This is a genomic window from Pseudoxanthobacter sp. M-2, from assembly GCF_046156265.1.
Classification (GTDB): domain Bacteria; phylum Pseudomonadota; class Alphaproteobacteria; order Rhizobiales; family Segnochrobactraceae; genus CAMDHY01.
Map to the genome: position 1 here is coordinate 144,179 of NZ_JAWDIR010000002.1, position 11,730 is coordinate 155,908.

At 69.0% G+C, this 11,730-nt stretch carries 8 protein-coding genes; 4 read left to right on the plus strand and 4 right to left on the minus strand.

The annotated features are described in order from the left end of the window. Positions 1-213 precede the first annotated feature (213 nt). The 3 genes from RUR49_RS01650 to RUR49_RS01660 form a co-directional block, all read right to left on the minus strand. On the minus strand, positions 214-1,026 hold the full coding sequence (locus RUR49_RS01650; RefSeq protein ID WP_409144589.1) for a glycosyltransferase family A protein: 813 nt from the start codon (positions 1,024-1,026) through the stop codon (positions 214-216). A gap of 186 nt (positions 1,027-1,212) precedes the next feature. Further along, positions 1,213-3,423 (minus strand): glycosyltransferase, encoded by a 2,211-nt coding sequence (locus tag RUR49_RS01655; protein ID WP_409144590.1) that lies wholly within the window; start codon positions 3,421-3,423, stop codon positions 1,213-1,215. Between the two features lie 131 nt (positions 3,424-3,554). Then, a complete protein-coding gene (locus RUR49_RS01660; RefSeq protein WP_409144591.1) occupies positions 3,555-4,556 on the minus strand; it encodes a calcium-binding protein in 1,002 nt (333 codons plus the stop codon). A 501-nt stretch (positions 4,557-5,057) separates the two neighbouring features. Between RUR49_RS01660 and RUR49_RS01665 the strand changes: the two genes are divergently transcribed. The 3 genes from RUR49_RS01665 (at position 5,058) to RUR49_RS01675 (ending at position 8,065) form a co-directional block, all read left to right on the plus strand. Then, a complete protein-coding gene (locus RUR49_RS01665) occupies positions 5,058-6,509 on the plus strand; it encodes a YcjX family protein (protein WP_409144592.1) in 1,452 nt (483 codons plus the stop codon). Then, positions 6,506-7,576: a YcjF family protein gene (locus tag RUR49_RS01670; protein ID WP_409144593.1), complete on the plus strand. Its 1,071-nt coding sequence runs from the start codon at positions 6,506-6,508 to the stop codon at positions 7,574-7,576. Before RUR49_RS01665 ends, RUR49_RS01670 begins: the two co-directional genes overlap by 4 nt. A 96-nt stretch (positions 7,577-7,672) precedes the next feature. Continuing rightward, positions 7,673-8,065 carry a hypothetical protein gene (locus RUR49_RS01675; protein ID WP_409144594.1) on the plus strand — a complete coding sequence of 131 codons (393 nt, stop codon included), beginning with the start codon at positions 7,673-7,675 and terminating at the stop codon, positions 8,063-8,065. Between the two features lie 97 nt (positions 8,066-8,162). Here RUR49_RS01675 and RUR49_RS01680 read toward each other — a convergent pair whose 3' ends face one another. Beyond that, complete coding sequence (locus tag RUR49_RS01680; RefSeq protein WP_409144595.1) at positions 8,163-10,226, minus strand: multicopper oxidase family protein; 2,064 nt, start codon at positions 10,224-10,226, stop codon at positions 8,163-8,165. Between the two features lie 198 nt (positions 10,227-10,424). On the opposite strand from RUR49_RS01680, the gene RUR49_RS01685 reads away from it, so the two are divergent. Continuing rightward, positions 10,425-11,597 (plus strand): vWA domain-containing protein, encoded by a 1,173-nt coding sequence (locus RUR49_RS01685; RefSeq protein ID WP_409144596.1) that lies wholly within the window; start codon positions 10,425-10,427, stop codon positions 11,595-11,597. Positions 11,598-11,730 lie beyond the last annotated feature (133 nt).

The window sequence follows — 11,730 nt, forward strand, 5'->3', positions numbered from 1 at the left end:
TAAAAAGCACCGTCAGGTCAGATATATTCTGCAGCATATGATACTACCGTACATTTAGCGCGACGAAACCATGGCGGGGTGCTCCGCGCTTCACAATTCGCGCGGCGTCCGCTCTGCGCAGTGCCAATCGAAACGACGTTGATCCAAGTTATCACTCGGCCATGCCTCTGAGAAGCACGCCCTCCCCAGGCAGGGGGCGGCACCCCGCCGCCATCACGATCCGGCCACCGGCGCGGCTGGCAGTGAAAATTCCTGGCTGAGTTCCGGTGTGACTGGCAGCTTCCGCTTGGCAATCCGCAACGGCACCTCCTCCTGGCGCATGGCCTTGATCGAGTAGTGCAGGTTGTTGCTGTGGTTCAGGACGTAGACCGCCGCCGGAAAGGGAATCACAGCCAGGGGCCGACCGAGATCGCTCATGACGTGCTTCCACTGGGAATGCTGTTTGAGTTGCATCGCCAGGTGGCGGGCGCCTTCCTCCGTCTCCGCGCTTCGCGCAGGTGGCAAGTCGTCCACGCCGTACTTGATGACGGAGCAGCTGCCGCAGACCGAATCGAAGGTCTTGGACCAGGCCCCCGGGATAGGCGCGATGCACCCGTTTCCCCAGTCGTAGGCATAGCCCCTCTCGATGATGTAGCCATTCGGGTTGCGATCCGTCAGAACGTATTCAACCAACTGGTTGCTGACGAGATCATCAGCATCGAGCATCATCACGTAGCCACCGCCGGCCTCTCGCACGGCTCGCAGCAGGATGATGCGCTTTCGGCGCTTGTCCCGCAGCTTCTCGTTGTTTGCATTCTGCACGGTCCAGTCCGCTTGAAGCCAGTTCACCTTGACCTTGATGTCTGGCTCGATATCCGGACGATCCTGGCCGGCCAGAAAGACCGTGAAATTCTGGTTCTTCTGATTCTGGATGGATCTCAGAGTCTGATTAAGAACGGCGCAGACCCGCTCCCAATTGTTAGCGTTCGCCTTCGGCTGCAGGGGGATACAGAAGAAAAACGAGGCGTGACCTGCTTCGGCTGACATTGTATCGACCTCTAGTGCCCTTTGGCTGATTTGTTCAACCGAGATTTAGGACAGGCATGCCACTATCCGGCTACAGGCGCTGTTGAAGAAGCCGTGATCGGTGCCGCCTACCACGCCTTCTTTCCCTATGGGATAATCTGGGTTCCGCCGCGTGCAGGCCAGAGCGATAGCTCCCATGCCATGCTTTCACGACCGGATCACGTCGGGCACCTTGAACGGCCGCCTCCCCCCGTCCTTGAGGGCGATCGGCAGGCCCTTCTCGAGACGCTCGAGGTGCCAGGCGAGCCAGGCTTCGGTGTAGGCGAGGCGGACGGGGGAGTAGCGGTACTCGTCGAAGGCGGTGGCGCCGGACTGGGTCAGCGAGGTCTCCGAATGGAGGCCGACGCCGAGGCAGGTGGTGAGCGTCGGCGCCGAATCGCGGCCGTAGTGGTTGCGGATGCGCGACAGGATCTCCGAATCCGCCCCCGTCCGCACCGTGTCGAACGGGCCGATCGCCTCGAACACCTCCCGGCGGATGAAGGTCGAGGCGGGGTTCAGGTGGAGATAGGGCCCGCCGCGCCGCACGATCGAGCGGCCCGCGAGGTCCATGCGGATCCACTGCGAGGCCGTGCAGGCGACGCCGCCCTGCATCGCCGCGACGTGGGTGGCGATGCGGTCGGGGTGCATCCAGTCGTCGGAATCGTGGAAGGTGACGAAGGCGCCGCTCGCCGCCGCGATCGCCTGGTTCTTCGAGGCGTAGGTGCCCATGTTGCGGGTGTTGAAGATCGGCTTCACTCGCTCGTCGCGCGCCGCCAGCGCCTCGATCAGCGCGCGCGAGCCGTCGGTCGAGACGTCGTCGACGATGAAGAGCTCGAGGTTGCCGGCGCTCTGGGCGAGCACGCTCGTGGCGGAAGCCTCCAGCGTCTCGGCGCCGTTGAAGCAGGTGGTCACCACGGTGACGAGCGGACCGTCGCGGCTCTGCTCCGTCGTGGCGGTGAGGGCGAAGGGGTGGCCGATCGCGGCCGCGCCGTCGCCGCCGTCGAGGCGCAGGCCGGAGAGCTGCCCGAAGCGCTGCAGCGCCCCCCACCACAGCGCCGGCCGGCCGCGCACCGCCGCGACATTGGCGAGGCCGAGGAAGCCGTCGGCATAGGTCGGCTCGTCGCGCAGCACGCGCAGGAAGGCTGCCTCCGCCTCGTCGAGACAGCCGCGCGAGAGCAGCACGTCGCCGATGAAGACGAGGTCGTTCTGCGCCACCTGGATGCCGTTCGACAGGATCGCCTTGCCGATCGAGACGGCCGCCTCCGGCTCGGTGCCGAAGATCGAGGTGAAGTAGTTGACGATGGCGTCCGCCCCGTCGGGGTGGAGCAGGAAGGTCTCGCGATAGAGGCGGGCGGCCTCCTCGACGCGACCGGAGCGCAGCGCAGCGCGGGCGATGAGGTTCGTCAGCCGGCGCTGCTCGCCCTCCGGCAGCTGCGCGTGGAGCGGCCCGTCGCGCAGCGTGCGGGCGACGCGGTAGGCGGTCTCGGCGGCGTTGTTGTTGGTGTAGACGCGCACCGCCGTCATCGCGAGGTCGGGGGAAAGGCGCGGATCGACCGGCAGCGTCCCCGCCTCCGTGAGGCGGTGCAGCAGGCAGAGCATCAGGCCGCGGCCGGAGGCGACGAAGCCGGTCATCGCCGCCCGCGTGATGCCGGGCTCGGCGGGGTCGGCGAGCGCCGCGACGAAGTCGGCGACGGTGGTCACCACCGTCTGACCGCGCGCCTTGTAGGGGAAGCGGTCCGACAGCTGCGCGGCGATGCCCTTCGGCAGGTCCTTCGCCGCCGGCAATTCGGCGGTACGGCCGCGCAGGCGGCCGGCCTCGGCGGCCGCCGCCGTCGCCCGGCGGGCGCCGTTGACGCCGCCGCGGATGACGCGGACCATCGGTTCGGCCGGCCGGCCCGCGACGGCTGCACCGCCCTTGCGCGCCACCGCCTGCGGCTGCCAGGCGGCGGGCGGGCGCTCGCTCGCCTTGACCACCGAGCGCTGCAGCGCCTCGGCCTGCTGGGCCACCGCCATCGGCATGTCGCTCGCGAGCGAGATCATCCGGTTGACCGGCGACAGCCGTCCGGTCTTGCCGGCGCGCTCGCGCAGGAGCGCGCGGAAACCCTTGTCGGAGAAGAGACGGGAGATGCTCTCGTAGAGCGTCGGCGCCTCGGCCACGGCGCGGCGGCCGCCACCGGTGAGGCCCGGCATCAGTGCGAGGCGCGCCGCGAGTTCGGGCGGCAGGTCGGCGTCGGTGACGCGGCGGCCCGCGGTCGGCGAGGCGCCGGCGACCTTCATCAGGGCGGTGGCCACGAAAGCCTCCGCCTCCTCGGGCTCTGCGGCACCGCCGAGGGCGGGCGCGACCTCACCCAGAAGCACGTCGATCAGTTGCGCCAGCATCCCCGCGTCGCCCTCGCCCGCTCACTCACCCCCGAAGCGGGGCCAGCATAGCGTCGCGCGGCGGCGCCCGCCACGGCGCGTTGGCGGGCCGGCGGGCGCCACGTGGCGCCGCCGGCCCACGCTTGCGTGGATCAGAAGTCGAACCAGTCCTTCTTGACGTCGTTCTTGTCGAAGCCCTCGATGAGGATCTTCACCTTGCTGCCCTTGACCTGGACGAGCACGCCGTCGCCGTCGTTCTGCAGCTTGAGGTCGCCGAACTTGGTGTTGAAGTCCTTGAGGTCGATGGTGTCCTGCTTGGGGTCGAAGTCGCCGATCGTCTGCTTCGTGCCCTTGCCGGTATCGTCGATGTCGAAGACGTCCTTGCCCTTGCCGCCGACGAGCTCGTTCTTGCCGCTGCCGCCGTTCAGCGTGTCGTTGCCGCTGCCGCCGAACAGGGTGTCGTTGCCGCTGTCGCCGAACAGCTTGTCGTTGCCGCCGAGGCCGAACAGCGCGTCGTGGCCGCCGTCGCCGTGCAGCCGGTCGGCACCGCCGCCACCTTCGAGATCGTCGTTGCCGGCACCGCCGTGAATGGTGTCCTTGCCGGAGCCGCCGGTGATGGTGTCGTTGCCGTCGCCGCCGCTCAGGCTGTCGTTACCGGCATCGCCCGAGATCGAATCGTGGCCCTTGCCGCCGTTGATGGTGTCGTCGCCGTTCTCGCCGCGCAGCAGGTCGGCACCGTCACCGCCCTTGATCGAATCGCTGCCGTTGCCGCCGAAGATCGAGTCGCTGCCCTTGCCGCCCTCGAGCGTGTCGCGTCCATCGAGACCGAACAGCAGGTCGTTGCCGTTGCCGCCGTCGACCGTGTTGTTGCCGATGTTGCCGAGCACGAGGTTGTCGAGATCGTTGCCGGTGATGTTGGCGTTGCCGGTCTCGCCGAGCGTCAGGCCTTCGAGATTGTTACCCATCTCGTAGGACTTGCCGAAGTTGACCGTGAAGATGCCGTAGTTGTACTCGGAGCCCGGGAAATTCGGGGCGTCCCGCGGATCGAACTCGACGACATTGATGTCTTTGTTCTTCTCCGGAAGGAAGTCGGCAATGATCTGCTTCTGCTCGCGCGTGAACTCTACGTTCTCGCTGCCGGGGACTGTGGCCATCGACGGGGCTCCCTCTACAAACGCACCCCACGCACCGCCGGCTTGAAAACGCCGACCGACACACTGGGAACAAAGTTGGCCCCCGCCGAGGGCAAGACACCACAACCTCCCGCGATGCACAAGCTGCAATGATCGTCGCCATGCGTCCAGGCACGTGGCGGGGCGAGTACGTCGGCGGGGCAGGCGTGGTGAGTTCGCTGCCGTCGGTCGACTCTTCCACGTTATAATACAGCCGCTTAATCAAATTTTGCGGCGCACAATCAGGCGTTCTGCGGTGTCGGCGCCGCCCGCGGGGCTAGTAGCCTGTTTTTTCTTATTGTGCGATGCAGCGGAATGAATCGTCCGAAACGCGTGTGCGCGCTCGGAAGCGCCGGGGTTTCCCGGCAGTAAGCCCAGGCCCGGCCTGCATTGCGGTGGGCTCCGGAATGCCTACATCAGGCCCGCGCCGTCCCCCTCCGGAGCGCGCGTCGCCGTCCCTCCCGCAGAGGCAGTAACAATTTCGTGAGCTTGCGGTCCCTCGGCGACGACGCCCGTCTCGCCCTCGCCACGCTCGCCGACCGGGCGATCGAGATCGGCACGCCCACCGTGCGGCTCGGCGTCACCGGCCTGTCGCGGGCGGGCAAGACCGTGTTCATCACCGCCCTCGTGCACGCGCTGACGCGCGGCGGCCGGCTGCCGCTGTTCGAGCCCGCCGCCTCCGGCCGCCTCGCCCGCGCCCGCCTCGAGCCGCAGCCCGACGACACCGTGCCGCGGTTCGAGTACGAGGCCCACGTCGCCGACCTCGTCGGCGCGCGCATCTGGCCGCAATCGACCCGCCGCGTCGCCGAGCTGCGCGTCACCCTCGACTACGAATCGGCGACCTTCCTCGGCCGCACCCTCGGCCGCGGCCGACTGCACCTCGACATCGTCGACTATCCCGGCGAGTGGCTGCTCGACCTCGCCTTGATCGACCGCAGCTATGCCGCCTGGGCGGGTGAGGCGATCGCCCGCGCCCGCGCCCATGCCGACGCCCCAGAGACCCAGCGCTTCCTCTACGCCCTCGACGGCGCCGACGCCGCCGGCCCCGAGGACGAGGCGGCCGCCGCCGGCCTCGCCGCGCTGTTCACCGCCCACCTGTCCGCCCGCCGCGCCGATCCCGAGGCACTCGCCGCCGAGCCGCCCGGCCGCTTCCTCATGCCCGGCGATCTCGCCGGCTCACCGGCACTGACCTTCGCGCCGCTACCGCTGCCGGAGGGCGCGACTCCGGTGCGCGGCACGCTCAGTGGGCTGATGGAGCGCCGCTACGAGGCCTACCGCACGCAGATCGTGAAGCCATTCTTCCGCGACCACTTCGCCCGTCTCGATCGCCAGATCGTGCTGGTCGACGCACTCGCCGCCCTCGACCGCGGCGCCGCCGCCACCGCCGAGCTCGAGCGGACGCTCGCCGACGTGCTCGCCGCCTTCCGACCGGGCCGGCTCTCCTTCCTCGGCCGTCTCGTCGACCGCCGCATCGATCGCATCCTGTTCGCCGCCACCAAGGCCGACCACCTGCACCACCGCGACCACGACCGCCTGGAGGCGATCCTGCGCCGTCTCGTCGGCCGCGCCATCGAGCGCGCCTCGTTCGCCGGCGCCGAGGTCGACGTGCTCGCCATCGCCGCGGTGCGGGCGACGCGCGAAGCCACCGTCCGGCGCGGCGGCGAGCGCCTGCCGGCGATCCTCGGCACGCCAATCGCCGGCGAGAGCGTCGACGGCACGGTCTATGACGGCGCCACCGAGATCGCCCTCTTCCCCGGCGACCTGCCGGACGATCCCGAGGCGGTGTTCGGCCGCGCCGAGGGCGACGGAACCTTGCGCTTCCCGCGCTTCCGCCCACCGAAGCTCGAGCCGGACCCGGACGGCATCCGCCTGCACCTGCCGCACATCCGCCTCGACCGCGCCCTGCAGTTCCTGATCGGAGACCGGCTGGCATGAGCGATTTCCGAACGGGCGATCCGCGCCCGGGCAGCGCACGCTCCGAGCCACCGCGGCGCCGGCCGACGGCGATCCGCCTCGACGAGGCGGAGTTCGTCGGTGCCGCCCCGCCCTCCGGCGACCGGCCGGTGATCGTGCCGGAAGCCGAGGACGAGCCGCCACCGCCGCCCGCACCGCGCCGGCGCGGCATCAGCTGGGGCACGCTGTTCACCGCCGCCGCCGGCGGCCTCGTCTCGCTCGCCCTCGGCCTCGCCCTCGATGCCCTGATCCGCGACCTGTTCACCCGCGCCGAGTGGCTCGGCTGGCTCGCCGCCGTGCTGACGGCGCTCGCCGTCGTGGCGGCGCTCGCCGTCATCGGCCGCGAGGTGCTGGCGCTGACGCGGCTGTCGGCGATCGAATCGCTCAGCGCCGACGCCGCCCTGGCCGCTGCCGCCGACGACCGTCCGAAGGCGGAAGCCGTCGTCGCCCGGGTGACCGCCCTCTATGCCGGCCGGCCGGAAACGGCGCGCGGCCGCGCCGCCATGGCCGACCATCTCGCCGAGGTGATCGACGGGCGCGACCTGTTGATGCTGGCCGAGCGGGAAGTGCTGGCACCGCTCGATGCGCGCGCCCGTGCCATGGTCGTCGCCTCGGCGCGGCGCGTCTCGGTGGTCACCGCGCTGTCGCCGCGCGCCCTGATCGACCTCGTCTACGTCGCGGCGGAGGCGGCCTCGCTGACGCGCCGGCTGTCGACGCTCTACGGCGGGCGGCCGGGCACGCTCGGCTTCTTCCGCCTCGCCCGCCACGTCCTCGGCCACCTCGCCGTCACCGGCGGCCTCGCCGCGACCGACGGGCTGGTGCACGAGATCGTCGGGCGCTCCGTCGCCTCGCGGCTGTCGGCGCGCCTCGGCGAGGGAATCGTCAACGGGCTGATGACCGCCCGCGTCGGCCTCGCCGCCATCGACGTCTGCCGTCCGCTCCCCTTCATGGGCACGAAGCGGACGACCATCTCCGAGATCGTCGGCGACGTCGCCAAGCTGACGACCCCGCCAGACGGCGAGCCCGGCAAGGGTCCGCCCATCCCCTGACTTCACCTTTGGTTGTTCTATTGCACTTTAGCACTTGATAGTTGCATCTGGCGTGCGAGCGATGCACTGTTTCCCCTCAGCCAGGGGGTTGCAGACATGCCCACTTTCACGCGCCCGGACGGTGCTCCGGTCCAGATTTCCGCCGCCCATGTCGTGCGTGCCCGGCGAACCATCGCCGGTGAAGATCATCCGGGCGGCACGCGGATAGACTGGGCGGAGACGCAGATCGTCCGTGAATCGATCGACACGGTCGGACCCGCCATCAAGGCCGGGCACCCGAGCTTCACCTTCATCACCACCCACGATGGGTCGAAGGTCTGGTTCGATGCGAAGAAGGTGCAGGGACCGCTGGAGCCGCCGCCGTCCCAGATCGCCCATGGCTACCTGTCGTCGATGACGCTGATGGGCTACCGTCAGTACGCCTGCGAGACGATGCAGGAACTGGCGGATATCATCAGGGCGGCAGGCACCGAGCCGCTCCCCTTCTAGGGCGGCCGACGCCAGTTCGACGCGCGAGCCGTGGCCAAGGGAGGCGCCCCCCGCGCCGCGTCTCCCGGCGCCTTCGGCGTGTCCGCCGTTGCGGCCCTCACTCCTCCGACGGGAACACCTCGGCCACCTGCATCATGCCGAGGTCCTCGTGGATGAGGATGTGGCAGTGGTAGACGAAGCGGCCCTGCTCGGGGAACTTCACCTTCACCACCACCTTGCCGTTCGCCGGAAGGGGCGCCGTGTCACGCTCGACCGGCACCATCTCGCCGCTCGCCTTCACGTCCTTGAAGAAGCCGGCCATCACCCGGTTCGGGCGCTCGTCCGGCCCGCCGGTCTCGTACTTCACCTTCTCGACGATGAAGCGCGACTGGTGGATGTGCAGGTTGTGGAAGATTGGAGAGGAATTCTCGACCTCGAAGCGCACCGTCGCACCCTTCTCGATGCACAGGTTGATGCGCTCCATGTCGAACGCCTTGGCGCCCTGGCCGTTCGTGTTGATGAAGAACTTGTCGAAGTTGGGTGAGTTGCCGAAGCGCAGCGGGATCACCGCCGTCTGGCCGCTGCTCTGGCTGTGATCCTCGTCCGGGCCCATGACGGTGCCGTCCTTGAAGACGACCGTGGGGTTTCCCAGACCCTTCTTGTTCTTGCAGGCCTCCGGGCGCTTGTGCTTCTTGCCGACCGGGCCGACGGCGTCGTCTGCCATCAGGGTGGCGATGCGCGCCTCCGCCGTCGCCGGGTCGAGGCCGAACTCCGCCATCTCGGTGGCCTTCGCCTGCGGGTCGCCCTTCATCACCACCTTCGCCAGCGCCACCGCCGGGAAGGTCGAGGTACCCGACAGCACCTGGCGCTGCACGAACTGGAAGGTCTTGTCCTTTTTGAACGGCTGCAGCTTGCCCTTGCCGTCGATGCGGCCGGAGGAGACGACGATGTCGGCGCGGGTCCCCGGCATCATCAGGAGCGAGCCCTTCGTCACCGACTTCGCGACATAGTTGCCGTCGATGTTGATCACCTGGAAGTCGGTCTTGTTGCCGTCCTCGTCCAGCAGCACGAGGTCATAGGAGGCGTTGGCGCCGATGTTGGCGATCCGCCAGATCTCCTGCGCCCCCGGCTTCATCTCGACCGTCGGGTAGCGGGCGCCGTTGACGAGGAACAGCCAGAGGTCGGTGTCCTTGCCGGCCGCGCCATTGATCTTGCAGCCGCCCTTCACCTTCGAATAGTCGATCGGCTTCCCCTGCCCCGAGCAACCGAGGAAGATGTCGTAGGGGCGCAGCTCGGCCGTCTTCGCCTTCTCGTCGATCTTGGTCAGCTGCACGTCCTTGAGCAGCATGAAGCGCTCGCGGATCTGCGGGCTGCCGTTCTTGCAGAGCCTCTCCTGGTCGGACGGCATCAGGTGCTTGCCGTCGCAGAGCGAGCCGATCTGGATGCCGCCGGAGAGGCCGGCGTTGACCATCTTCTGCGAGAAGCCGTGGATGTGCGGGTGGAACCAGAACATCCCGCTCTGGCCGTTGTCCTTGACGCCGATGCGGTAGTCGGCCGAGCCTTTCAGGGTGACGAGCTGGCCCTTGCCGCACTCGCTCTTCGCCTGGGGTTCGATGTCATCGCCGGCCGCCGCCGCGCCGTGGCCACCGTGGCCGGCGTGCCCTCCGTGCCCACCATGTCCGGCGTGGGCGTCGCTCTGCTTCGCCAGCGCCCCGGACTGGATGGTGAGGAAGATGTTGTCGCCCTGCTTCTTGCCCGAGCACGGACTGGTGATCAGCCCGTGCGTGTGCATGTTGAGGTCGGTCGGCACCATCATCTGCTCGCCTTCGAGCTCGCCGGCCGTGACGTTCGAGGGCGGAGCGTCGATCTCGTTGACGAGCTTGAAGCGCAGCGCCTCCCCCGGCTTCGCCTTGATCACCGGCGGCACGTAGAGGAAGTCGGCCTTCTTGCCGAAGGCGTAGGCGAGGGCGCCCGACACCTTGTAGCCGCCAATCTCCACCGGCGCCTTTTTCGACGACCGCCGCACCTTGACGACGGTGTCGTCCCTGGTGGCGAGCGAGCGGTCGACGCCGGGATCCGGGAGCGTGTCGGCGGCGTGGGCGAGGGGCGCGGCCGCGAGGGCGGCGAGCGAAAACGCGACGGCCACTGCCGCGGCCGACGTCCGGCGCACCCGATGGCGCATGCTGAAGCCCTCCCCCGTCGGCCCGCCGGTTCGTTCGACGCGGCCCGATCTCGTCGCCCGACCACAGGGAAGCGCGTCGCGCGGGCGGCGGCAAGCCGGAATGTCGGAAACGCGTCATCCGCACCAAGGTGGGACTCGGCTTCACCCGGCCGACGGGCTGGCCTACCATCCGCCCGTCATCCGGAGCGCACGGCCCTCATGTTCATCACCTTCCTCGGCGAACTGCGTGCCGCCGGGCTGCCGGTGTCGATCACCGAGTACCTGACGCTGCTTGAGGCCACCGAGGCCGACCTCGCCGGGAAAGGGGTCGAGGATTTCTACTTCCTGGCGCGCACCTGCCTCGTCAAGGACGAGACGCGCGTCGACAAGTTCGACCGCGTCTTCGCCCACGTCTTCAAGGGGCTCGACACCCTGCCGGAGGCGATCGAGGCGGAGGTGCCGACGGAATGGCTCCTCAAGCTCACCGAGCGCTGGCTCTCCGAGGAGGACAAGGCGAAGATCGCCGCCCTCGGCGGGCTCGAGAAGCTCCTCGAGACGCTGAAGGAGCGCCTCGCCGAGCAGAAGGGCCGCCACCAGGGCGGCTCGAAGTGGATCGGCACCGGCGGCACCTCGCCCTTCGGCCATGGCGGCTACAACCCGGAAGGCATCCGCATCGGCGGGCCGGGCAGCCAGCGCCGGGCCGTGAAGGTGTGGGAGAAGCGCGAGTTCAAGGACCTCGACGATACGGTCGAGATCGGCACGCGGGCGATCAAGATCGCGCTTCGGCGGCTGCGCCGCTTCGCCCGCACCGGCGCGGCCGAGGAGCTCGACCTCGAGGGCACCATTGGCGCCACGGCGCGGCGCGCCTTCCTCGACGTGCGCATGCGGCCGGAGCGTCACAATGCCGTGAAGGTGCTGCTGCTGCTCGATATCGGCGGCTCGATGGACGACCACGTGCGCGTCGTCGAGGAGTTGTTTTCCGCCGCCCGCTCGGAGTTCAAGCACCTCGAGCACTACTACTTCCACAACTGCCTCTACGAGGGCCTGTGGAAATCAAATCGGCGGCGGCGCAGCGAGCAGACGCCGACCGCCGAGGTGCTGCGCACCTTTCCCCCCGACACCCGCGTCGTCGTGGTCGGCGACGCGTCGATGTCCCCCTACGAGATCAGCCATCCCGGCGGGGCGGTGGAGCACTGGAATGCCGAGGCCGGCGCCGTCTGGCTGCAGCGCCTGACGCGCGCCTTCCCGAGGCTCGCCTGGATCAATCCGCTGCCCGAGCGCCACTGGGCCTACACCCACTCGGTGGGCATGATCCGGGATCTTGTGGGTGGCCGGATGTATCCGATGACGCTGGATGGCCTCGACGAGGCGACCCGGGCGCTCTCCCGCTGAGCCGAGCCGCCGCCTCGTGGGGCGCACGCATTGCGCTCGAATTGCGGCGCCCCGCCACACTTCCGCGCCGATCGCATCCCGAAGCCGACACGATCCGAGGCTAGTTCCGCCGGCACTGCTTGCCGACGGGGCG

Excerpts from the sequence above, each read along its gene's own strand:
- RUR49_RS01660 (WP_409144591.1), bottom strand. The coding sequence starts at position 4,556 with ATGGCCACAGTCCCCGGCAGCGAGAACGTAGAGTTCACGCGCGAGCAG.
- RUR49_RS01670 (WP_409144593.1), top strand. The coding sequence starts at position 6,506 with ATGAGCGATTTCCGAACGGGCGATCCGCGCCCGGGCAGCGCACGCTCC.
- RUR49_RS01655 (WP_409144590.1), bottom strand. The coding sequence starts at position 3,423 with ATGCTGGCGCAACTGATCGACGTGCTTCTGGGTGAGGTCGCGCCCGCC.
- RUR49_RS01675 (WP_409144594.1), top strand. The coding sequence starts at position 7,673 with ATGCCCACTTTCACGCGCCCGGACGGTGCTCCGGTCCAGATTTCCGCC.
- RUR49_RS01650 (WP_409144589.1), bottom strand. The coding sequence starts at position 1,026 with ATGTCAGCCGAAGCAGGTCACGCCTCGTTTTTCTTCTGTATCCCCCTG.
- RUR49_RS01685 (WP_409144596.1), top strand. The coding sequence starts at position 10,425 with ATGTTCATCACCTTCCTCGGCGAACTGCGTGCCGCCGGGCTGCCGGTG.
- RUR49_RS01680 (WP_409144595.1), bottom strand. The coding sequence starts at position 10,226 with ATGCGCCATCGGGTGCGCCGGACGTCGGCCGCGGCAGTGGCCGTCGCG.